At 63.0% G+C, this 21,323-nt stretch carries 20 protein-coding genes and 1 pseudogene; 9 read left to right on the top strand and 12 right to left on the bottom strand.

Annotated features, from left to right (window positions below):
* Window positions 1–47: 47 nt before the first annotated feature.
* A pseudogene (locus B0G80_RS43440) lies at window positions 48–985 on the bottom strand (LysR substrate-binding domain-containing protein).
* A 234-nt stretch (window positions 986–1,219) separates the two neighbouring features.
* On the opposite strand from B0G80_RS43440, the gene B0G80_RS43445 reads away from it, so the two are divergent.
* A complete protein-coding gene (locus B0G80_RS43445) occupies window positions 1,220–1,951 on the top strand; it encodes a DUF899 family protein (protein ID WP_116123968.1) in 732 nt (243 codons plus the stop codon).
* A gap of 117 nt (window positions 1,952–2,068) precedes the next feature.
* Here the strand turns inward: B0G80_RS43445 and B0G80_RS43450 are convergent, their stop codons facing one another.
* Window positions 2,069–4,042, bottom strand: coding sequence for a bifunctional diguanylate cyclase/phosphodiesterase (locus B0G80_RS43450; protein WP_116123609.1), 1,974 nt, complete (start codon window positions 4,040–4,042; stop codon window positions 2,069–2,071).
* A gap of 185 nt (window positions 4,043–4,227) precedes the next feature.
* A complete protein-coding gene (locus B0G80_RS43455; RefSeq protein WP_106277448.1) occupies window positions 4,228–4,611 on the bottom strand; it encodes a hypothetical protein in 384 nt (127 codons plus the stop codon).
* 350 nt (window positions 4,612–4,961) lie between these two features.
* Between B0G80_RS43455 and B0G80_RS43460 the strand changes: the two genes are divergently transcribed.
* A complete protein-coding gene (locus B0G80_RS43460) occupies window positions 4,962–5,240 on the top strand; it encodes an HU family DNA-binding protein (RefSeq protein ID WP_006049832.1) in 279 nt (92 codons plus the stop codon).
* Between the two features lie 203 nt (window positions 5,241–5,443).
* On the opposite strand, the gene B0G80_RS43465 is transcribed toward B0G80_RS43460, so the two are convergent.
* The 3 genes from B0G80_RS43465 to B0G80_RS43475 all read right to left on the bottom strand — a co-directional run bounded on the left by B0G80_RS43465 (window position 5,444) and on the right by B0G80_RS43475 (window position 8,371).
* Entirely contained in the window at window positions 5,444–6,562 is a 1,119-nt protein-coding gene (locus tag B0G80_RS43465) for a 3-deoxy-7-phosphoheptulonate synthase (protein WP_116123610.1), read from the bottom strand.
* A 127-nt stretch (window positions 6,563–6,689) separates the two neighbouring features.
* Window positions 6,690–7,529 (bottom strand): DUF72 domain-containing protein, encoded by an 840-nt coding sequence (locus B0G80_RS43470; protein ID WP_116123611.1) that lies wholly within the window; start codon window positions 7,527–7,529, stop codon window positions 6,690–6,692.
* Between the two features lie 92 nt (window positions 7,530–7,621).
* On the bottom strand, window positions 7,622–8,371 hold the full coding sequence (locus tag B0G80_RS43475) for a TetR/AcrR family transcriptional regulator (RefSeq protein ID WP_116123969.1): 750 nt from the start codon (window positions 8,369–8,371) through the stop codon (window positions 7,622–7,624).
* Window positions 8,372–8,669: 298 nt separating this feature from the next.
* Here B0G80_RS43475 and B0G80_RS43480 point away from each other — a divergent pair, with 298 nt between their 5' ends.
* The 4 genes from B0G80_RS43480 (at window position 8,670) to B0G80_RS43495 (ending at window position 14,471) form a co-directional block, all read left to right on the top strand.
* On the top strand, window positions 8,670–9,851 hold the full coding sequence (locus B0G80_RS43480) for an isovaleryl-CoA dehydrogenase (RefSeq protein WP_116123612.1): 1,182 nt from the start codon (window positions 8,670–8,672) through the stop codon (window positions 9,849–9,851).
* Window positions 9,852–9,900: 49 nt separating this feature from the next.
* A complete protein-coding gene (locus B0G80_RS43485; protein ID WP_116123613.1) occupies window positions 9,901–11,508 on the top strand; it encodes a carboxyl transferase domain-containing protein in 1,608 nt (535 codons plus the stop codon).
* Window positions 11,509–11,549: 41 nt separating this feature from the next.
* Window positions 11,550–12,335 (top strand): enoyl-CoA hydratase/isomerase family protein, encoded by a 786-nt coding sequence (locus B0G80_RS43490; RefSeq protein ID WP_116123970.1) that lies wholly within the window; start codon window positions 11,550–11,552, stop codon window positions 12,333–12,335.
* An 81-nt stretch (window positions 12,336–12,416) separates the two neighbouring features.
* On the top strand, window positions 12,417–14,471 hold the full coding sequence (locus tag B0G80_RS43495; protein WP_116123614.1) for an acetyl/propionyl/methylcrotonyl-CoA carboxylase subunit alpha: 2,055 nt from the start codon (window positions 12,417–12,419) through the stop codon (window positions 14,469–14,471).
* A 38-nt stretch (window positions 14,472–14,509) separates the two neighbouring features.
* On the opposite strand, the gene B0G80_RS43500 is transcribed toward B0G80_RS43495, so the two are convergent.
* The 4 genes from B0G80_RS43500 to B0G80_RS43515 form a co-directional block, all read right to left on the bottom strand.
* Entirely contained in the window at window positions 14,510–15,301 is a 792-nt protein-coding gene (locus B0G80_RS43500; RefSeq protein ID WP_116123615.1) for a phosphate/phosphite/phosphonate ABC transporter substrate-binding protein, read from the bottom strand.
* A gap of 27 nt (window positions 15,302–15,328) precedes the next feature.
* A complete protein-coding gene (locus B0G80_RS43505) occupies window positions 15,329–15,607 on the bottom strand; it encodes a DUF1488 family protein (RefSeq protein ID WP_012426572.1) in 279 nt (92 codons plus the stop codon).
* Between the two features lie 221 nt (window positions 15,608–15,828).
* Complete coding sequence (locus tag B0G80_RS43510; protein ID WP_116123616.1) at window positions 15,829–16,440, bottom strand: uracil-DNA glycosylase family protein; 612 nt, start codon at window positions 16,438–16,440, stop codon at window positions 15,829–15,831.
* Window positions 16,441–16,485: 45 nt separating this feature from the next.
* The gene (locus B0G80_RS43515) at window positions 16,486–17,028 is read right to left on the bottom strand and encodes a DUF488 family protein (RefSeq protein WP_116123971.1); all 543 of its coding nucleotides are present in this window, start codon (window positions 17,026–17,028) and stop codon (window positions 16,486–16,488) included.
* Between the two features lie 143 nt (window positions 17,029–17,171).
* Between B0G80_RS43515 and B0G80_RS43520 the strand changes: the two genes are divergently transcribed.
* The gene (locus B0G80_RS43520) at window positions 17,172–17,975 is read left to right on the top strand and encodes a hypothetical protein (RefSeq protein WP_116123617.1); all 804 of its coding nucleotides are present in this window, start codon (window positions 17,172–17,174) and stop codon (window positions 17,973–17,975) included.
* Window positions 17,976–18,013: 38 nt separating this feature from the next.
* On the opposite strand, the gene B0G80_RS43525 is transcribed toward B0G80_RS43520, so the two are convergent.
* On the bottom strand, window positions 18,014–18,592 hold the full coding sequence (locus B0G80_RS43525) for a TetR/AcrR family transcriptional regulator (protein WP_106277460.1): 579 nt from the start codon (window positions 18,590–18,592) through the stop codon (window positions 18,014–18,016).
* A gap of 121 nt (window positions 18,593–18,713) precedes the next feature.
* Here B0G80_RS43525 and B0G80_RS43530 point away from each other — a divergent pair, with 121 nt between their 5' ends.
* Together B0G80_RS43530 and B0G80_RS43535 are read left to right on the top strand one after the other, a co-directional pair.
* Entirely contained in the window at window positions 18,714–19,691 is a 978-nt protein-coding gene (locus B0G80_RS43530; RefSeq protein ID WP_116123618.1) for an SDR family NAD(P)-dependent oxidoreductase, read from the top strand.
* A 266-nt stretch (window positions 19,692–19,957) separates the two neighbouring features.
* Window positions 19,958–20,359 (top strand): hypothetical protein, encoded by a 402-nt coding sequence (locus B0G80_RS43535; RefSeq protein ID WP_116123972.1) that lies wholly within the window; start codon window positions 19,958–19,960, stop codon window positions 20,357–20,359.
* Between the two features lie 184 nt (window positions 20,360–20,543).
* Here B0G80_RS43535 and B0G80_RS43540 read toward each other — a convergent pair whose 3' ends face one another.
* Window positions 20,544–20,999 (bottom strand): ribonuclease, encoded by a 456-nt coding sequence (locus B0G80_RS43540; protein WP_116123619.1) that lies wholly within the window; start codon window positions 20,997–20,999, stop codon window positions 20,544–20,546.
* Window positions 21,000–21,323 lie beyond the last annotated feature (324 nt).

Raw genomic sequence — 21,323 nt, forward strand, 5'->3', positions numbered from 1 at the left:
TTCGACGACAGGTGAGCGCGGCTCACCTGTGCGAACGGACATGCGGTTTAGCTGGCGGTGCTTTGCAGGGCTTGGTCGGCAGCGTTGGTGCGTGCGTCGATGTGCGCGGCCTCGCTCACCAGCCAGCGCTTGAAATCGACAAGCTCAGGTCGGCGATCCGCGTTTTCAGCGCTCACCAGCCAGTAGGCCGTGGTGGATTCGATCGTCGCCGGATGAGCCTGCACCAGCACGCCGCTGTCGATATCCCGATCCACCAGCGGCCGTCTGCCGAGCGCGACGCCAAGGCCCATCGCGGCGGCTTCGAAGGCAAGCTGGATCGTGTCGACGCGCAGGCCCGCCGTGGTGTCGATGCCTTCGGTGCCGGTCGCATCGAGCCATGCCTGCCAGTCCTCGCTGGCGGCGTTCACATGATGAGCGTCGCGCGACGCAGGTCCGCGTTGCCCTGCTCGTCGCGCAGATTCGCCAGATACGCGGCGCTGCATACGGGCACGAAGCGCTCGCCGAACAGCCGCGTCCAGGCGGTGCCGGCAACCGGCGCACGGCTCATGCGGACCGCGAAGTCGAACCCGTCGACGGGAAACCCGACTTGCCGATGCGAGGTGTCGACGCTCACGTTCACGTTCGGCCAGCGCGCGCGAAAGCCGGCAAGGCGCGGCAGCAGCCAGCGCGACGCGAAGGTCGGCGCGCAACTCAGTGCGATCGGGCGATCCGCGCGATGGTTCGGCAGACGCTGCGTGCCGATGGCGATCAGCGAAAACGCTTCAGAGACGTACGACAGATAGTCCGCGCCGCTCGCCGTGAGCGAGATGCCGCGCGGCTCGCGCACGAACAATTCGACGCCGAGCGCCTGTTCCAGGCCGACAATGCCGTGGCTGATCGCGCTCGGCGTGACGTTCAGTTCCGCGGCGGCAAGTTTGAAACTCTGATGCCTGCCGGCCGCTTCGAAGAAACGAAGCGCCGGCAGCGGTGGCAGACGAAGCGGCATGTTGCATCCCCATGGACGGCGCGCCCGGCGCGCGTGCTGTTGCGCTCAAGCATACCTTGCCGGGCGCTTCCGGTTGCCGTTGCGGCGGGCGCAGGCATTGCGGCAAAAAATTTCGGCGATGCTGTCGATTTGCCGCTGCACGGTTCGTCGTGGCTATATGGGGACGAGAACGCGCCCGCGGTCGCGGCGCGCGACTTGCGCCCTTTATCCGTGTTCCGTGACAGGAGATGGCTGATGACTGACGTACACGCATCCGCACCAACGCTCAAGCCGGCCCGGCAACTGGCGGCCGGCACACCGAGCCGCTTTCCCGGTGAAAGCGCCGACTATCGCCGCGCGCGCAACGAATTGCTCGCTGAGGAAATCGAGTTGCGCCGCCATATCGAACGGGTCGCCGAACAGCGCCGCGCGCTGCCGCCCGGCGGTGTGGTGCCTGAAGATTATCTGTTCATGGGCGAAGCAGGCCCGGTGACGCTATCGGAAATGTTCGGCGACCATGACACGCTCGTCACCTACAACTGGATGTTCGGCCCGCAGCGCGCCCGGCCGTGTCCGATGTGCACCTCGCTGCTGAGCGCGTACGACGGCGAGATGCCCGACATCCTGCAGCGTGTCGCGTTCGCGGTGATCGCGCGCTCGTCGATCGAGAAGCTGGTGGCGTTCAAGCGGGAACGCGGCTGGCGGCATCTGCGGCTGTATTCGTCGGGCGGCAACACCTTCAATCGCGATTACGCGGCGGAAGATCCGGCGGGCGACGACAATCCCGCGTTCAACGTGTTCACGCGCTCGGGCGGGACGGTGCGGCATTTCTGGGCAGAGGAGATGGGACCGGCGACTGCGGACCCCGGGCAGGATCCACGCGGCGCGCCCGACGTGATGCCCATCTGGACCGTGCTCGACATGACGCCGGGCGGACGCGGCACGGATTGGTATCCGAAGCTCGAATACGGGAACGCGGCGCGTTAGCGACCACGGTGAAGGCGGCCAGGCGTCGCCTCGCCCGTTCACCCCAGAAGAAAAAAATCCGGCGGCGCGGACAGCGTGGGGCGAGAGAGAGCAGGGCGACAGGACGCGGGCAATCGACTACGGCAGCACTTGCACAGCGTAGTCGTGCCCTTGCGCCGTCTGCAGATACGCGGCGATTGCGCTCGCCCGCATCGGGCGGCTGAACAGATAACCCTGCGCCGCGCGTGCGCCAAGCATCTTGACGACCTCGACTTGCGATGCCGTTTCGAGTCCTTCCACCACGCATTCGAGTCCAAGGTTGCGGCACAGGTCGAGTACCGACTTGACGATCTTCTTCGACGCGCTGTTGGTATCCACGTCCGTCATGAAACTGCGGTCGATCTTGATCGTATCGAAGGGCAGGCGGTGCACGTAGCTGAGGCTCGAATAACCGGTGCCGAAGTCGTCGAGCGACACGCGGCAGCCGGCTTTCTTGATCATGGTGAGCGAACAGCGGGCCTGTTCGAAATCGCGCGTCACGGCGGTCTCGGTGATTTCGAACGACACGCGATGCGGCGGCACACCGCTAGCCAGCACGATATCGATCAGCCGGCGGGCACGCGCGGAAGTGCAGATATCGATCGCCGACAGATTGAACGACAGATAAAGCTCGCACGGCCAGCGCGCGGCTTCGTCGAGTGCTTTGTGCAGCAGGACTTCCGTGATGCGCAGAATCAGTTCGGTACGCTCGGCAATCCGAATGAATTCTTCCGGCCTGACCGCGCCAAGCCGCGCGTTATGCCAGCGCCCAAGCGCTTCCATGCCGAGGGTGCGTTGCGTGACCACGTCGTAAATCGGCTGAAATTCCAGAAACAGTTCCGACTCGAGGTCTGCATGACGAAGCTCCTGGGTCACGAGACTCGAACGGCGGATGCGCGTTTCATGTTCAGTCGAGAAGATGACCGGCGTGCCGCGCCGGCTTTCCTTGCCGACGTACAGCGCCGCGTCGGCGCGTTCGAATACCTGCGCCACCGTCGTGCCGGCCTCGGGAAATGCGGCCCAGCCGATCGTGCCCGACAACTCGGCGACATTGCCGGCGACCCGATACGGCTGACCGAGCGCCTCGCAGATGCGCTCGCCCAGCTCGACGAGCGTCTGGTCCGTCAGTTTGTGCTGCGCCAGCACGCCGAATTCGTCGCCGCCGAGGCGTGCGAAGAAAATGCCGGGCTCGGCAAGCGCGAGCAAACGCGAGCCGACTTCCTGAAGCACGAGGTCGCCGCTGGCGTGGCCGTAGATATCGTTGACCTGTTTGAAACCGTCGAGATCGATCAGTCCGACATTAAAGCCGCCACCGGTGACGATCGCCTGTTCGGACAGCGCGCGCAGCGAGGCGAAAAAACTGCGCCGGTTGGGCAGGTCCGTCAGACTGTCGATGCTCGCGAGCCGGAAGTTGTCGTCGCTCAGGCGTTGCGTCTTTTGCTGGCTCGCCTGCAATTCGCGCTGTGCGTGCACCACGTCGGCGAAGGTCCGGCAATATAGTTGAATGATGAAGGCAAGTGCGACGCCGACGAGGGTCATGTCGACAGCCATCGCGATGAAGACCGGATAGCCGGTGAACACCAGAAAGGTCGAAAAGCTTAGGATGACGATCGACAGCAGCAGCATCGCAGCCGCGCGCAGGTGCATCAGGCAGAACACGCAGCCGACCAGCGTGGTCGCCATGTAGAACGCGACCTGCGTCTGTTCGTACGCGGTGCCGTAGGGGAAAAGGAACAGCGACCAGGCGCTGAATGCGACGGCGAAGAGGCCGGCAAGCCAGGTCAGCTTGCGCAGTTCGGGCTCCGCTTTGTCGAGAGTCAGGACGCGGTGCCGAAGATGCCACCATCGTATGCACCGGATAATGCACAGCGTGCACAGCGCCGCGGGAAAGTAGATCGACAGCCAGGCCGGCGCGCAGCTCAGGTGCGTGACGGCGACGGCCGCCGTATTGACGAGCAGGATGAAATACAGAAGGGGGACCTGGTGGCTGAATGCTTCGAGCTGCGAACGTATGAGCTCGGGGTCGCGTTTCGCGACCGACAGCGCGTCCCTCAATTTGGCTAGCAGAATCATCCCCGTCCTCTTTAAACGTTTGCGCAGCACACGCAGCTTTGTATATCGGCAGGACGGGTGGGACCTTGAGGGCGTGTCAGACAGAAATCGATCGCTGTGCGAATAAACGGTAAGTGCGACCGGAAAGCATGCCTCGATGTGTCATTTGTGCCGCGTCGAGACGGGCGGAATCGCGGTTCGCCGTGTTAAAGCGCCGGACAGGAGAGCACGCGTTGCGGTGCGAGTGTCGTGCCGGGTTGGCCGTTTTGCATCCGCGTGCCTTGCGGCGGCGTCGAAACGAGCCGCACGCTATCCACACCGGCATTCGCGAGCGCGTATTTTTCCTGGCTGTTCTCGGGCTGCCAATAGGCGCGGAACACGCCGCCGTCGCCGAAAACCAGCAGCTTGCCGTGCACCGTTTCGGCGCCGCTGACGAGGTCGACCGGCTCGCCGTCACGTATCTGAAAGCTCTGCGGGGCGGGTGAATTTGCCGTGCCGACGAGGGTGGCGCAGCTTTTGTCGTCGGCTGCGAGGGCGGCGCAGGACGTCGCAGCGAGCAGCGCACATGTTGCAATATGGCGAAATTTCATTTTTTTATTCCTCCCGGATTCTTTATTTAGTGCCGCCGCGCCTGACAAACGCGGAGTCTTGGCGAACCACCATAAGATAGTAAAAAAGCCCGCCGGTGGCGGCTCGCGACGCGCTAAAGCACTGAAATTGCAACGGATTGTGATAACGCGAAAACCCGTCTCCAGCCAACGAATCGTCTAAGCGCGCGATTCTTATGGCACTTTGCCGGAAAAAATCGTCAAATTCCCTGTGGGCGGGTGATACAAGCCTTACACCCAAGGTTTGCGCGAACCCGCGCGTATGCGTTAGTGTGTCGGTCCCGGCGCAACAGATGTGGCGCCGGTTCCATGATTACCATACGGGAAGTGCTATGAACAAACAGGAACTGATTGATGCAGTCGCCGCAGCGACGGGCGAAAGCAAAGCGGCCACCGGCCAAACCATCGACGCGATCGTCGAAGCGGTGACCAAAGCCGTGGTGGGTGGCGATACGGTGCAACTGGTCGGTTTCGGTTCTTTCTCGACTGGCGCGCGCGCAGCACGCGTGGGCCGCAATCCGTCGACGGGTGCCGAGATCCAGATCGCGGCTGCCAAGACGGTGAAGTTCACCGCAGGCAAGGCGTTCAAGGAAGCTGTCAACGCGTCGTAATGCAACGCGCTTCGCGCCGGAGCATTCATGCGCGCTGAAGTGGCGCGCGGTGAGCGATGTGTCGGGCGTGAGGAATCACGCGCTGCCCAACCCCGGTCGGTTTGGTCGATCGGCGGGTGGTGCGGCGCGTGTGTTTTTGTGCTCTCCCCCAAGGGCTTTCCCGGGGGCCGTGCTTGATGCGGCGTTGGCGGCCCGGCGCGCGCTCAGCCCGCGCGACGTTTGCGGGTGGCCTCGGCCAGGGTCTCGAGCGCCGGCTCGGTCTGAGCCCAGCTCACGCAGGCATCCGTGATCGACACGCCGTGACGCAACGGCACACCTGGCTTCAGATCCTGACGGCCTTCCTCCAGATGACTTTCCAGCATGACGCCGATGATGCGGCGCTCGCGCTGCGACAGTTGCTGCGCCAGATCCTGCACCACCTCCAGCTGACGCAAATGCGACTTGCCCGAGTTCGCATGCGAACAGTCGACCATGACCTGCTCGCGCAATCCCGCTGATTTGAGCGCCACGCAGGTGGCTTCCACCGACGCGCTGTCGTAGTTCGGCCCTTTCTTGCCGCCGCGCAGGATCACGTGCGCGTCGTCGTTGCCGCGCGTTTCGAAGATCGCGGCCATGCCCATTTTTGTCATGCCCATGAACGCGTGGCTTGCGCGCGCGGCGACGATCGCGTCCGCGGCGATCTGCACGCCGCCGTCGGTGCCGTTCTTGAAGCCGATCGGGCAACTCAAACCCGACGCCAGCTGACGATGGCTCTGACTCTCCGTCGTGCGCGCGCCGATGGCGCCCCACGCGATCAGATCGGCAATGTACTGCGGGCTCAGCAGATCGAGGAACTCGGTGGCCGTGGACAAGCCAAGACCGTTGATGTCGAGCAGCAGTTGCCGTGCAAGACGCAGACCTTCGTTGATGCGGAAGCTGCCGTCCAGACGCGGGTCGTTGATATAGCCTTTCCAGCCGACCGTGGTGCGCGGCTTCTCGAAGTAGACGCGCATCACGATCAGCAGATCGTCCTTGTAGGCGTCCGCAGCGACTTTCAGTTTGTGCGCATATTCGATTGCCTGATCGTGGTCGTGAATCGAGCACGGTCCGACGATCATCACGAGCCGGTCGTCGCGGCCATGCAAAATGTCGGCGATTTCCGCGCGGGTTTTCTCGACCAGTGTTTGCACCGAGGGCGGCACCGGCAACTCATCCTGCAGCAGCGCAGGGGAAATCAGTGGACGTACTGCGCCGATCCGAACGTCGTCGATGCGCGTGGTGTCCTGGGTGGCGTCGGCCGAGCCGACTTCCTGATCGTGCAAAGGATTGTCGATGGCGCTCAAAATATTCTCCCGGACCTTGGTGATGAAGCGGCCTTGCGGCCTGACTGCTTGTGTGTGGGTGCGTCGATCGTGCTTGTCTTCGCTGCCGGGATTATGACACTCGCGCGATGCGGCCGGGAGCCGCGTGTCAGAGCCGTTTGATCAGCGCCATGGCGGCCGCCGGATTGCGTTCCTTGAAGCCGCTGATCACGTAGAGGTAGACGTCGCGTGCGACCGTTTTCGCCGGCGCATCCGCGGCGGTTTCCAGGTCGTCCGGTGTGATGCCTGCTGCCAGTTGCCGCGCGCGTTCGGCCCATGCGTCGAGCGCTTTGGTCGAGTAGCCTTTGGCCTGTTTGTCCGTGGTGCCCATGATGCGGGCATACACGAAGGGCGCCGTGAGGTCGGCGATCTGCGGGTATTCGCTGTCGCCGGCGAGCACGACGGCAACTTTGTATTTGCGGGCGAGCGCGATGAAGTCCGGCGTCTTGAACGTGTCGTTGCGGACTTCGATCGCATGCCGTAGCTTCTGGCCTTCTATGCTGGCCGGCAGCAACTTCAGAAAGGCTTCGAAGTCTTCCTTGTCGAATTTCTTGGTGGGAGCGAACTGCCAGTTGACCGCGCCGAGTTTCTGTTTGAGCAGCAGCACGCCACTGTCGAAGAAACGTTCAATGGTTTCGCCCGCTTCGGAGAGCACTTTTCTGTTGGTCGCGTAACGCGGCGCCTTGAGCGAAAAGACGAAATCGTCCGGGGTTTCCTGATACCACTTTTCGTAGCTCGCCGGTTTTTGCAAACCGTAAAAGGTGCCGTTGATTTCAATCGATGTGAGGTTCTGGCTCGCGTATTCGAGTTCGCGGCTCTGCGTGAGGTCGGACGGGTAGAAGGTGCCGCGCCATGGCGCGTAGGTCCAGCCGCCTATGCCGACGCGGATGTTCGATGTTTTTGAGGTCTTCGAGGTATTCGTTGTCTTTGCGGCGGGTTCTTTCGGCACTTGGCTTCTCCATCTGACTTCGCGCGGGGAAGCAGTAGATTAGCCGTTTTTTTGCCGTAGAACTGAAGTGCACAGCTACGAAATCGCGGCCGCTATTCGCTGCCGTCAACAGGCGTATCCGTTGGCCCGCGTGTGGCGTCCTCAAACCGCCGGTTCGCCTCCGCCACTTCCACCCTGAACTGCTGCAATGCGCTCACCGCAAGATCCGGCGGCGTGAGTGCGGCCCACAATACGTCGATCAGTTGATCGGCCGTCGCATCGATATCGATGTGCCGGTTGGCGAGCGTGGCGTCCCACAGCACATGCTCCATCGGCCCGAACACGATCGAGCGCAACAGGCGCAACGGCATGTCGCCACGAATCTGCCCGCTTTCCTGGCCCTGCGCCAGCACGCGCATCAACGGCGCGGTATAGCGACGCTGCAACTCCGTGAGCGCCTCGCTCAGCTCATGATGCCGCGCCCGGCCTTCGGACAACACCAGCGCGCAGAGATCCGTTCCGTTCACCAGCATCAACCGCAAATGCGTGCGAACGATAAACGCAAACTGCTGGCGCACATTGCCGTCGCGCGGCAAGCCGGATTCGATCGCATCGATGATCTCGTCGTACCAGTCGCCGATCACGCGCGCGCACAACTCGCGTTTGCCGCGGAAATAGCTGAACACGGTCGCCTCGGAAATGCCGAGGCGCTGCGCGATTTCGGCGGTGGTCGCGCGTTCGTAGCCTTTTTCGGAGAACACGTCGCGCCCCGCCTGAAGAATCTCCTTCACGCGTTGCTGCGACTTGCGCCCGGCCGGCTGGCGGCGCGAGGCGGGCAACTCGGCCTTCGTGGCAACCGTCATATGAGTCCAGTTCAGATTTGTGAGGCCCATCGCGCCCGAAAAGGTGCGAAACAAGCCGGATAAGTGCGATGCTAGCACGCCTTAGTGATGTTGTAGGCGGTCGCTTCAGTTTCTGAGTAACACTCAAAAATACCTATTGACGCTTACGTAAATCTAGCGTGAAATGCGCCTTGAACGTTTCGCGCCTCGTGCGTGACGATAGGGGCGGCCCACAAGGCCGCCGCCGTCCGCCGAGCCGCAACCGGACCAGCCGGCGCCCACCCAAGGCCGGCCGCCAACGAACTCTGGAGACACTGCAATGAGCAACCTGCCCGGTTTGCAATTCCCGCTCGGCGAAGAAATCGAAATGCTGCGCGACAGCATTGCGGGATTCGCCGCCAAAGAAATCGCCCCGCGTGCCGCGGAAATCGATCGCACGGATCAGTTTCCCATGGACCTGTGGCGCAAGTTCGGCGATCTGGGCGTGCTCGGCATGACGGTCTCGGAAGAATACGGCGGCGCGAATATGGGCTACACGGCGCATATGATCGCCATGGAAGAGATATCGCGCGCGTCGGCCTCGGTCGGTCTCTCGTACGGCGCGCATTCGAATCTGTGCGTCAACCAGATTCATCGTAACGGCACGGAAGCGCAAAAACAGAAGTATCTGCCCAAGCTCGTGTCGGGCGAACACGTCGGCGCACTCGCCATGAGCGAGCCGAACGCAGGCTCGGACGTGGTCAGCATGAAGCTGCGCGCCGAGAAGAAGGGCGACCACTACGTGCTCAACGGCACCAAGATGTGGATCACCAACGGGCCGGATTGCGACACGCTGGTCGTCTACGCCAAGACCGATCCCGAAGCGAATTCGCGTGGCATCACGGCGTTTATCGTCGAGAAGGGCATGAAGGGTTTCTCCGTTGCGCAAAAGCTCGACAAACTCGGCATGCGCGGCTCGCATACCGGCGAACTGGTGTTCCAGGACGTGGAAGTGCCGGAAGAAAACATTCTCGGCCAATTGAACGGCGGCGCGAAAGTGCTGATGAGCGGTCTCGACTATGAACGCGCGGTGCTCGCGGGCGGCCCGACCGGCATCATGGTGGCGGTCATGGACACCGTTGTGCCATATATCCACGACCGCAAGCAGTTCGGCCAGTCGATCGGCGAATTCCAGCTCATTCAGGGCAAGGTGGCCGATCTCTACACCACGTTGCAGGCGTGCCGCGCGTATCTCTACGCGGTGGGCCGTCAACTCGATACGCTCGGCAAGGAACATGTGCGCCAGGTGCGTAAAGACTGCGCGGGCGTGATTCTCTACACGGCCGAAAAAGCCACGTGGATGGCGGGCGAGGCGATCCAGATTCTCGGCGGCAATGGCTATATCAACGAATACCCGGTCGGCCGTTTGTGGCGCGATGCGAAGCTCTATGAAATCGGCGCCGGTACGAGCGAAATCCGCCGCATGCTGATCGGCCGCGAGTTGTTCGCCGAAACGGCGTGAGCGCAACGGCCCGAAGCGAATAAGAAGCGGCGAACAGGAGAGCCACGCAATGCCGATCATCGAATCAAAGCTGAATCCGCGCTCGGACGACTTCCGCGCCAACGCGGCGGCGCTCGAAGCGCTGGTCGCCGACCTTCGCGCGAAAGTCGAGAAGCTCGCGCTGGGCGGCGGTCAGGCGGCGCGCGACAAACACACCGGACGCGGCAAACTGCTGCCGCGCGAGCGGATCGAAAAGCTGCTCGATCCGGGCACGCCGTTTTTGGAGTTCTCGCAACTCGCGGCCTACGGTATGTACAACGACGACGCGCCAGGGGCGGGCGTCATCACCGGCATTGGCCGGATCGCAGGGCAGGAGTGCGTGATCGTCTGTAACGATGCAACGGTCAAGGGCGGCACTTACTATCCGGTCACGGTGAAAAAGCACGTGCGGGCGCAGGAAATCGCCGCTGAGAATCACTTGCCGTGCGTGTATCTGGTCGATTCGGGCGGCGCGAATCTGCCGAACCAGGACGATGTGTTCCCGGACCGCGATCACTTCGGCCGCATCTTCTTTAACCAGGCGAACCTCTCGGCGGCAGGCATTCCGCAGATCGCCGTCGTGATGGGTTCGTGCACGGCAGGCGGCGCGTATGTGCCGGCCATGAGCGACGAGTCGATCATCGTCAAGAATCAGGGGACGATTTTTCTCGGCGGCCCGCCGTTGGTGAAAGCGGCGACGGGCGAAGTGGTGAGCGCGGAAGACCTTGGCGGCGGCGACGTGCATACGCGTCTGTCCGGCGTCGTCGATCACCTCGCGCAAAACGACGCGCATGCGCTGGGGATTGCGCGCAGCATCGTCGGCAATCTGAATCGCACGAAGCAGGTGCCGGTCGCGTTGCAGGAGCCGAAGCCGCCGCGCTACGACGTGAAGAGCATGTACGGCGTGATTCCCGTGGATACCCGCAAGCCGTTCGATATCCGCGAGGTGATCGCGCGGATCGTCGACGACTCGGCCTTCGACGAATTCAAGGCGCGCTACGGCACCACGCTCGTCACCGGTTTCGCGCATATCTGGGGTCATCCGGTCGGCATCATCGCGAACAACGGCATCCTGTTTTCGGAGTCGGCGCTCAAGGGCGCGCACTTCATCGAGCTGTGCTGCCAGCGCAAGATTCCGCTCGTGTTCCTGCAGAACATCACCGGCTTCATGGTGGGCCGCAAGTACGAAAACGAAGGCATCGCGCGCAACGGCGCGAAGATGGTGACGGCGGTGGCCACAGCCAAGGTGCCGAAGTTCACGGTGATCATCGGCGGTTCGTTCGGCGCGGGCAATTACGGTATGTGCGGCCGCGCGTATTCGCCGCGCTTCCTGTGGATGTGGCCGAACGCGCGCATCTCGGTGATGGGCGGCGAGCAGGCGGCGTCGGTGCTGGCCACGGTCAAGCGCGACGGCATCGAAGGCAAGGGCGGTGCGTGGAGCGCCGAGGAAGAAGAGGCGTTCAAGCAGCCGATCCGCGAGCAGTACGAACATCAGGGTCACCCGTACTACGCGAGCGCGCGTCTGTGGGACGACGGCGTGATCGACCCGGCGCAAACGCGCGACGTGCTCGGTCTCGGCTTGTCGGCCACGATGAACGCGCCGATCGAAGACACGCGGTTCGGCGTGTTCAGAATGTGACGATGCGCCAGGCAACGCAACCACGCGCGGGAGCAGCGACGATGCAATACGAAACACTGAATGTCGAATTCGCCGGACCGATCGCGACGGTCACGCTGAATCGTCCGGACGTGCGCAACGCGTTCAACGAAACGATGATCGCTGAAGTGACCTCGGCCTTCACGGCGCTCAACGACCGCGACGACGTGCGCGCGGTGGTGCTCGCCGCGAACGGCAAGGCGTTCTGCGCGGGCGCGGATCTGAACTGGATGAAAAAGATGGCCGGCTACTCGGACGACGAGAACCGCGCCGACGCCATGCTGCTGGCGAACATGCTGTCGTCGATCTATCGCTGCGGCAAGCCGGTGATCGCGCGCGTGAACGGCGACGCGTACGCGGGCGGCATGGGTTTGATCTCGGCGTGCGACATCGTGGTGGCGGTCGACAGCGCGCGCTTCTGCCTCTCGGAAGCGCGCCTCGGACTGATTCCGGCCACCATCGCGCCGTACGTGATTCGGGCGCTGGGCGAGCAGGCATCGCGCCGCTACTTTACGACTGCCGAGCAGTTCGATTGCGCGACGGCATTGCGTCTCGGGCTCGTCAGCGAAGCCGTCGGCATGGATCAACTCGACGCCACCGTGCGGCAGATTGCTGATACGGTGTGCGCGAACGGTCCGCAAGCAGTGCGCGCGTGCAAGCAACTCGTGCAGGACATTGCGGGTCGCGAGTTGAACGACGCGATGATCGAGGACACGGCGGCGCGCATCGCACGTACGCGTGCCGGCGCGGAAGGCCGCGAAGGCGTCGCGTCGTTCCTCGAAAAACGCACGCCGGCCTGGCGCAACTGAAGCACACATTCCAGGGCGCCCGCCGCGCCTTGATCAGAACAACAGCCCCGAAAAAAACGGCTCACTTCATCGAGACACTTCATGTTCAACAAGATCCTGATTGCCAACCGGGGCGAGATTGCGTGCCGCGTCGCCGCGACCTGCAAGCGGCTCGGCATCGCGAGCGTGGCCGTCTATTCTGATGCGGACGCCAACGCGAAACACGTCGCCGCGTGCGATGAGGCCGTGCACATTGGCGGCTCGACGGCGGCGGAAAGCTATCTGCGCGTCGAACGGATTATCGAAGCCGCGCGCGCCACCGGCGCGCAGGCGGTGCATCCGGGCTACGGCTTCCTGTCGGAAAACGAGGACTTCGCGCATGCGTGCGAAGCGGCCGGCATCGTCTTCATCGGACCGCCGGTCGAAGCCATCGCCGCGATGGGTTCGAAGGCTGCCGCGAAGGCGCTGATGCATGCAGCCGCCGTGCCGCTCGTGCCGGGTTATCACGGCGACGATCAGGACCCGCAACTGTTGCACCGCGAGGCGGATGCGATCGGTTATCCGGTGCTGCTCAAAGCCAGCGCCGGTGGCGGCGGCAAGGGCATGCGCGTGGTCGAGCGCAGCGAGGACTTCGCGGCGGCGCTGGCGTCGTGCAAGCGCGAAGCGGCGAGCAGCTTCGGCAACGATCGCGTGCTGATCGAAAAGTATCTGACGCGTCCGCGTCACGTGGAAGTGCAGGTGTTCGCGGATCGTCACGGCGGCGCGGTCTATCTGTTCGATCGCGATTGCTCCGTGCAGCGGCGTCACCAGAAGGTGCTGGAAGAAGCGCCGGCGCCCGGATTGTCCCCTGAAATCAAGCGCGAAATGGGCGAGGCGGCGGTAGCGGCCGCGCGTGCGGTGAATTACGTCGGTGCGGGCACGGTCGAGTTCATCATGACCGGCACGGGCGACTTCTACTTCATGGAAATGAACACGCGCCTGCAGGTCGAACACCCGGTCACGGAGATGGTGACCGGCCAGGATCTGGTGGAATGGCAACTGCGCGTCGCCGCCGACGAACCACTGCCGCTTACCCAGGAACAGTTGAAGATCGACGGTCACGCGATCGAAGCGCGTATCTATGCAGAACATCCGGCGCGCGGCTTCCTGCCGTCGACGGGCACGCTCAAGCATCTGCGCATGCCGGAAGGCGTGGAGTTCGCCCTCGACGCGGCGGGCCTCGGCGAATCTGGACGCAAGGCGCCGGTGCGGATAGACAGCGGCGTGCGGGAAGGCGACACCATCACGCCGTTCTACGATCCGATGATCGCCAAGCTGATCGTGCACGGCGCGACGCGTGAAGAGGCGCTTGCGCGTCTGAGCCGCGCGTTGCATGCGTGCGAGGTGGTCGGCCCGCATACCAACGTCGAGTTCCTGCAAAGCATCGTGACGAGCGAACCGTTTGCAACGGGCGACCTCGACACCGGTTTGATCGAACGTCATCACGACGCCCTGTTCGCGCCGCGCAAGAAGCCGTTCAAGGAAGCGCTCGCGCTGGCTTGCGCGGCGTTGCTCAAGCGCGAAGGCGGCACGGCGCATGGCGCGTCGCCGTGGGATGCGCTGTCGCACTGGCGCCTGAACGGCGGCTATACGCAGACGCTCGGCTGGCGCGATCTGGAGAGCGGTAACGCGGGTAACGACAACGAAAGCACCTTCACCGTCACGTTCGCGCGCGACGGCGGCACGCAAACGCTCGAACACGACGGCGTGCGCGAGGATTTCAGCTGGTCGGACGGCAGCGGTCCGCACGAATTCCGCGCGACGATCGGCGATGCGCGCGCAACGGGCCGCGTGTTCGTCGACGGCGATACGTTCCATGTGTTCTGCCTTGGCGAAGCGCTGTCGTTCGAGTGGCAGAACCTGCTCGCGCACGCCGCGGATGCCGAAGGCGGCGAAGGCCGCCTGACCGCGCCGATGCCGGGCAAGGTGATCGCGGTGCTGGTCGAGCCGGGCACCGTGGTGGAGAAGGGCACGCCGCTGATCGTGATGGAAGCGATGAAGATGGAGCACACCATTGGCGCGCCGGCGGCCGGTACGGTGTCGGAAGTGCTGTATTCGGTCGGCGATCAGGTTGCCGATGGCGCGCAGCTTCTGGTGCTGGACGTGCAGCAGAAATAAATCCGCGGGGACTCAGGGCTCAGACTCAGGGCTCAGCCTCAAGCGAGGCGCGTATAGCCGACGGCGCGCGCCTCGTTTTCGAGTTGCTCGATGCGTTCGTAGTCCGAGGGCGGCAACACGGAAAAGCCCTGCAAACGCAGGCGTTTCGCGCGTTCTGGCTGGATCACAAGGGCTTCGTTCAGCGCTTCGCGCAGTGCCTCGATCGTCGCCGGGGGCACCGTGTCGGAAGCAATCAAAGGCAGGCCCGGCGACGGCGCCGTCGTGCCGATCCGGCGAACCTGGCGGGCCAGTTCCGGCATTTCGTCGCACACGAAAGCGAAGGTCACGCAATCGATCGCGGCGACGTCCGCGCGATTTTCCGCCACCGCGCGCAACGAGCCGAGATGCGAGCCGGTTCGCAACACCGAGCTGAAGAACATGCCGGCGCGCGAGAACGGCGCCACGGCGTGACGAAACACATTCATGCCGCTATTCGAATCGTCCTGGTTGTAGGCGGCGCGCGCGCCGTGGCAGGCCCCAAGCGTATCGAAGTGGGCGTCCGCGCGCGTGACCAGCACGCTCGAATAATGCGCGCCTTCGCAGCCGGGTGCGTCGAAGCGCGGCGTCGCGACCAGTTGAACCTGCTCCTGCAGACCATGCATGAACGGATAACCGCAGGTCTGCGAGATCAGCAGATTGGGGCGCCGCCAGAAGCCATGCAATTCCTCATCCGGTTCGACGATGCGGCACGCGGGCTTGACCATGCGCAGCACGTCGGCAAGCCACTCGCGCCACGCGAGGTCGAGCGCGGGCGTGACGTTATACATTGGCAGGGCGGCGATCCAGGTCATGATGCGGATTCTGGCATACCCGTTGTTTCAATGTCTGACCATTCGGAATTCGTCGAGGCCGAGACGCACCGGCTCTGTCGGTCTGAATGCCCATTTCTGCGCCGCGACCGAGAGAATCTCGAACTGCGCATCCTCGAATGCGACGAGCAGGTCTTCCTTGCGTTTGCTCGCCGCGCCGCAGAAAGTCACGAGTGCGTCGGCGCTGACCTCGAAAATCTGCGCGCGATCGTCACAACACACCCGGAACGCGACCGTCGCGCATTCCGTCACACAGGGCCTGAACCCTTCATCGACATAGACCGACATAGCCATCTCCCGCCAAAACACACGCCTGAGCCATCAGGATGACAAGTCGTAATCTGTCGGTATGTGGGAAAACCGGCATTTGCGGCGAAATGGCCACGACTTCATAGGTTGCGCCGGGCAGAAACTGAACACTTCTGCGTAAGCGTTTGTATTCGACTGCCTCGGGGCGATGAAGGCGAAGGTCCGGCAGCTTGTCGTACCGCGTCGATCACCGCGGATTTTCACGCGTCGGGCGTCGTCAATGCCGCCGCGACGCGCTCGCGCAAGGTCGGCAAAACGCTCGCATCGAACCACGGATTGCGTTTGAACCAGGCAATGTTGCGCGGCGACGGATGCGGCAGCGGCACGACCTGTGGGCCGAATTCGCGCCACCGGACGAGCGTGTCCGTCAAGGTCGGCCCGAATGCCTTGCCCAGCGCGAATCGCTGCGCGTATTGTCCGACCAGCAGCGTGAGCCGGACCGACGACATGTGCGCAAGCAACTCCTTGTGCCAGCGGGCGGCGCACTCGGGCCGTGGCGGCAGATCTCCGCTCGGGCCGCGGCCCGGGAAACAGAAGCCGATCGGCACGACGGCGAATTTCGACGTGTCGTAGAACGTGGCGTCGTCGACGTCGAGCCATGCGCGCAGCCGCGCACCGCTCGCGTCGCTCCATGGAACGCCGGACGCATGCACGCGCGCGCCCGGCGCCTGGCCGATGATCAGAATGCGCGCCTTTCCGGACGCGGCCAGCACCGGCCGTGGCGCGTGCGGCAGCACCGGCGCGCAAAGTGTGCAGGCGCGAATCTCGCGAAGAAGGATATCGAGCGACGTGGCTTGTGTGGTGACGGTCATGCAATCGTGCAATACGGCGGACGGGCGGTCGCTTCGCGTGCCGGTTCAGGCCGTGGTTTGAGCCGGATAGACCAGCGTGCCGTCGGGTTGTGGTTGCGCGCCGGGCGTCATTGTTGCAACGGTTGTGTGACGCGCGTCCATGATGTGCAGCACGGTTTCGCCGTGCAGCAGCAGGTAATCCGTGATGATACGCCTGTGACAGCGCCACCAGACCGCCTCCGCGCACATGATCGCGCAGCGGCGTCGGTGGCCGAGCGCGAGAAGCTGCGTGAGGCCATCGCGGAAAGCGTCGCTCATCGCATAGTCCGCGTAATTGCGAAACGCCGGATGGGTCCAGTACAGATTCGGCGACGGTGCATCGTCTTTGCGCCGGCTGCGGCGCCCACCCAGTTCGGCAAGATGCGCGTAGTCGATGTGTTCCGGCGCGAGCGCGTCCGGCAGCGTGTCCCGATTGAACTGCGGATTGGTTCGTGAGCGCGGAATACTGCGCACATCGATCAGCGTCGCGACCTCCGCTTCTTTCAGCAGACTCGTGAATTCGGGCAACGGACGGTTGGAGTGACCAATCGTGAAAAAGGGGCGGCTCATCGTGCCTTCCTGAAACGCTTGCGTCCATCCCATGTTGTGTACAGCGTGGGTTGCGAAAGGTCAACGTGCCGACGTTAGCGATCGCCATGTCCCCACGGAACGATCGGCAACTTGGAACTATACTGGGGCACCTGGAGGTTTCGATGGCTGAACAAGACAGACTGCATCCACTACGTCCGCTCCTGAAAAACTGGATTTGGGAGCATGGTCGAGTCGGCACCCGCTATCTGGATTGCGCCGATGGCGCGATCAAATTCGACGAAGGCAAGAAATCGCATTTCGCCGCCGAGAAATATACCTACGTGCCCCTTGGCAAGGACGCTCAAGACAATGCGTCCGAGGAAGGGCCCGCGATCCAGGAAGCAGGACTTGCGCGCTTTTTGCGGGCCGCGCAGTTGGGCAAGCCAGAGGAAGCCGGTTCCCTGGCGGAGGTTCAGCGCGCGGTGCAGGACTGCGTTGCACTCGGCCTGTTTAGCGCGTATCAACGCGAGGCTCGTGAGGCATTTGCCCGCTACGCGCAGGAACCCATGTTCGACGATGAAATCCGCGCGGCTGTGGTCGAGGACATCCGCCGTATTTACGCCGGCATGCCGGAACAACTGGCGCTTTACGATTTCAGTGTGCTTTACGGCTTGCCCACACCGCTGCTGATCAGCGAGACGCCTTTTATCGACTGGCGCGTGAGCGCGAGTCCGGCGCTTCCGTTTGTATCGCTTCCGCTCGGACCTTATTGCCTGCTTGTCGGCGCGCCGTCGGGCAGGCAAAGCCGGGTCGCCCCGGTGGTCTGGAAGGCCGCTGCCGCGCTAGGCCCTTTGAAAGACCACAACCGCCGGATCGCGGAGCGGGCACGTCTGTGGCTGGTGGCGACGACGGATGACCAGCTCGTTGCCGCACAGAGCCGGATTGTTGCGGCGATGGGGGCGAGGCCGGAGGATGGGAAGCGCTGATATCGTTCGAATGGCCGCTCCGCGTCCAGTCGCCAAACCTACTCCGTCGGCTTCGACCCAAGTAAAAGTATATCGACCAGCCTCTTCGCACTTTGCTGCCAGTCTGGCGCCGACGCGACATTCGAAACGCCGACGAGCGCGCGAAGCAGATCCAGTGGCTCGATATCCGCGCGGATGTCGCCACTCGCTACGGCGTTCGTGACGAGCAAGTGAATCGCGTCCATGATCTGCGCACCGGACGATTCGAATAGCTTGGTCGGCCCTCCGACGATCGAATTCAATGCCGGCGCAATGATCTTCTTCGTTGCGATGTAATCCACGAAGAGCAGCATCCACGATCGCAGCGCATCGGGAGGGGGCAGCGAGTCGGACAGTCTGCGCTGCTCCTCGGCAAGCTTCGCCACCTCGGCACGGTAGACGCTCTCCAGCAACGCATCGCGCGTGGGGAAGTGCCGGTACAGCGTGCCTGCGCCAACCCCTGCCTGGCGCGCGACATCCTCGAGGCTGATTTCGCCGCCGGCGCGCGTGAACGCCGTTTTTGCCTCTTCAAGGATGCGCTCGCGGTTACGCAGCGCGTCCGCTCTGGGTTTTCGTTCTTTGGGCGTCGAGTCGGTCATTTACAGTTGGGCTCTTGCAAACGGAGGGTGTCTCCGTTTAATATCAAAAAAACGGAGGTAAGCTCCGTTTTTATCCCGGGCGGGGAATGACGTCAATCTTCATTGTGCTGGAGCGGCGGAAATGACTGAGAAATTTGGGGCGACTTCGACGACTGACGACGTGCTCGCAGGCGTCGATCTTCATGGCAAGCGAATTCTGGTGACCGGCGTGTCGGCGGGTTTGGGCGTAGAGACGGCGCGAGCACTGGCGGCGCGCGGGGCCAGCGTGATCGGCGCGGCCAGAGATCTGGAAAAAGCCACGCGGGCGATTGCCGATGCGCGGCGGGAGGCCGACGCGGCGGGCGGCAGCATCGAGCTGATCGCGCTCGATCTGGCGAGCCTCGCGAGCGTCAGGGATTGTGCCGACAAGTTGCGGGCGGAAGGCAAACCGATCGACGTCATCATCGCGAACGCGGGCGTGATGGCGACGCCCTTTGGCAAGACCGCGGACGGCTTCGAGACGCAGTTCGGCACGAACCATCTGGGGCATTTCGTGCTGGTGAACCGGCTGGCGCCGCTGATCCCAGCGGGTGGCCGAGTCGTGATGCTCGCGTCGTCGGGACACCGTTTCGCTGACGTGAATCTCGACGACCCGGGCTTCGAGCGAACGCCTTACGACCCGTTCGTTGCCTATGGGCGCGCCAAGACGGCGAATATTCTCTTTGCGGTGGCCTTCGATCAGCGGCATCGAGCGCGCGGCGTTCGCGCCGCCGCGGTTCATCCGGGCGGAATCCACACGGAACTCGCGCGTCACATGGACGAAGGCCAGATGACTGCGTTGCTCGAAGGTATCAACAAGCAGCTCGAGTCGGACGGGAAGGCGCCGTTTCAGTTCAAGACCGTGCCGCAAGGGGCCGCGACATCCGTGTGGGCGGCGGTGGTGGCGGCAGCTGACGCCGTCGGCGGCAGATACTGCGAGAACTGCCATGTCAGCCAAATCGTTGCCGACGATGTTGTCATCACACCCGTCAGCGAAGGCGTTCGACACTATGCGCTCGACGCTGCGAACGCTGACGCGCTCTGGCGCAAGAGTGAAGAAATGGTGGGCGAATCATTCTGACGCGACGCTGCGGATGCTACCGAGATGGTCGTCCGCAGCGCTGTATCGATCCCGTTACGCACCCTCCCATCGCTAGCGGCCGTTACCCAACGCTAAACGGCGGCGCTCCAACCGCGGTGTAGTATCCCATCATGTCCACGCTATTGCGCGGCCTCGACGGCACTGATGCGGCGCATCTTGACGAGCCGGTCAAAAGGCGCGCAAAGCGGTCCAACGGCACCTATGCCGGCGTTGGCCGTAACAGTGGCATTGGTGGGATAAACATCATGTCAATCGAGTGGAAGCGCCGCTTCAAGCTGTTTGTCCAGCGTTTCTGGCAGCCGACCAGCGCATGCATGACCTGCATGCCTGGGAGCTGGGGCAACATCATGAGTCTTGCCCATTGGACGATCGCATTCCATACCGGTCTGCTCACCGGACTCCTTGCCGTGCTTTTGACCTTCACGCCCGTTGCGAAACTGTACGGGAATCGATATGGCAATGCGGTGATCGTCGGCTTGCTGACAGCCGCAGGCGACGCCTATGCGCATGCGAGTCACTACCGCATCCCCTATGTCGAGCACATCGTGACGGGTGTTGTTTCAGGTCTCTTGACGCTCGCTGCTTCATATCTGTTTGAAGATCGCGCGCGACGTCTTCGGGTGGCATGGACCAAGGTTTTCGGATGACGCTAACGACATCTCATGGATGTCTGTAGAGAGCGACATTTCGGCTCTGATAATCGGCTTGAGTCCTAGTCGCGGTACATCGTACGTTGTACTCGGAATGCTCGACGTGAAAGTGTCCAGCGCGTCGAGCACTACGAAGTCGGCCTTTACCGCTCGCGCGATACATATCGCGGTCAATTCGCCTTCACTCTGCAATGCGCTTGAAACTGACGTAGTAATCGTCGGTGTAATAGCAGTCGCCTGTCTGCTTGCGCGGTCCACCGCATATGATCCGGCGCTGCCCGCGATCCGTCGTCCCAGGCGTGCGAACGGTGTAAGTGTGGTAATAGCCGCGTGGATGCTGGGGCAGCAATGCCGCGCTGTTACGGAACACGACGCCGTCCTCCGAAAAGGGGAAAGGGCCGCCCGCTTTAATCAGCCGCAATGTTTCGGCTGCTTCCCCCGGCAACTGTGTTTTGGTGACGGTGCCGAGTGCGCCTGACGCGACGGTTGTACCGCTCGCGCCCTGCGCCGGCTGAGCCGGCGCCGCGCTCGCGGATGCGCCCGACGCCTCGGTGGCGTTTTGCGATCCCCCCTTGCCGCATCCGCCGAGGATCGCGCTCAAGGCGACGATGCAGGAGAAAGCCCACGCTCTTTTCACGAAACGGGTCTCCTCTCGTTGACCGCAATTCGACGACCGGAATAGACGTAAAGGTATCGCTAATGGCGGAGCAAATCAACGCGGATCATGATCCGCAATGAGGCCGACGATCCGCGCCCGCTGCCGATCGCGCAGTCTGGCGTGGCGATCATCCTCCGCCTTGCGTGAAAACACGAATCCGTCTGGTCGGACATTTTGTGGTTTTCCCTTATTTAAAAAAATCCGTTTCCCGCTTCCCGCGGCCGTTTGCAAGTCGCTTATAGCGAATAAAGTCCGGGATTTTTTGTGTGCACTACCGCGCATACTTGGTGCAGCCTGTGCCGT

This window comes from Paraburkholderia sp. BL6669N2 (assembly GCF_003387275.1).
GTDB lineage: Bacteria > Pseudomonadota > Gammaproteobacteria > Burkholderiales > Burkholderiaceae > Paraburkholderia.

Coding starts and splice junctions, on each gene's coding strand:
- B0G80_RS43445 (WP_116123968.1), top strand. CDS start 1,220: ATGACTGACGTACACGCATCCGCACCAACGCTCAAGCCGGCCCGGCAA.
- B0G80_RS43450 (WP_116123609.1), bottom strand. CDS start 4,042: ATGATTCTGCTAGCCAAATTGAGGGACGCGCTGTCGGTCGCGAAACGC.
- B0G80_RS43455 (WP_106277448.1), bottom strand. CDS start 4,611: ATGAAATTTCGCCATATTGCAACATGTGCGCTGCTCGCTGCGACGTCC.
- B0G80_RS43460 (WP_006049832.1), top strand. CDS start 4,962: ATGAACAAACAGGAACTGATTGATGCAGTCGCCGCAGCGACGGGCGAA.
- B0G80_RS43475 (WP_116123969.1), bottom strand. CDS start 8,371: ATGACGGTTGCCACGAAGGCCGAGTTGCCCGCCTCGCGCCGCCAGCCG.
- B0G80_RS43480 (WP_116123612.1), top strand. CDS start 8,670: ATGAGCAACCTGCCCGGTTTGCAATTCCCGCTCGGCGAAGAAATCGAA.
- B0G80_RS43485 (WP_116123613.1), top strand. CDS start 9,901: ATGCCGATCATCGAATCAAAGCTGAATCCGCGCTCGGACGACTTCCGC.
- B0G80_RS43490 (WP_116123970.1), top strand. CDS start 11,550: ATGCAATACGAAACACTGAATGTCGAATTCGCCGGACCGATCGCGACG.
- B0G80_RS43495 (WP_116123614.1), top strand. CDS start 12,417: ATGTTCAACAAGATCCTGATTGCCAACCGGGGCGAGATTGCGTGCCGC.
- B0G80_RS43500 (WP_116123615.1), bottom strand. CDS start 15,301: ATGACCTGGATCGCCGCCCTGCCAATGTATAACGTCACGCCCGCGCTC.
- B0G80_RS43505 (WP_012426572.1), bottom strand. CDS start 15,607: ATGTCGGTCTATGTCGATGAAGGGTTCAGGCCCTGTGTGACGGAATGC.
- B0G80_RS43510 (WP_116123616.1), bottom strand. CDS start 16,440: ATGACCGTCACCACACAAGCCACGTCGCTCGATATCCTTCTTCGCGAG.
- B0G80_RS43515 (WP_116123971.1), bottom strand. CDS start 17,028: ATGAGCCGCCCCTTTTTCACGATTGGTCACTCCAACCGTCCGTTGCCC.
- B0G80_RS43520 (WP_116123617.1), top strand. CDS start 17,172: ATGGCTGAACAAGACAGACTGCATCCACTACGTCCGCTCCTGAAAAAC.
- B0G80_RS43525 (WP_106277460.1), bottom strand. CDS start 18,592: ATGACCGACTCGACGCCCAAAGAACGAAAACCCAGAGCGGACGCGCTG.
- B0G80_RS43530 (WP_116123618.1), top strand. CDS start 18,714: ATGACTGAGAAATTTGGGGCGACTTCGACGACTGACGACGTGCTCGCA.
- B0G80_RS43535 (WP_116123972.1), top strand. CDS start 19,958: ATGTCAATCGAGTGGAAGCGCCGCTTCAAGCTGTTTGTCCAGCGTTTC.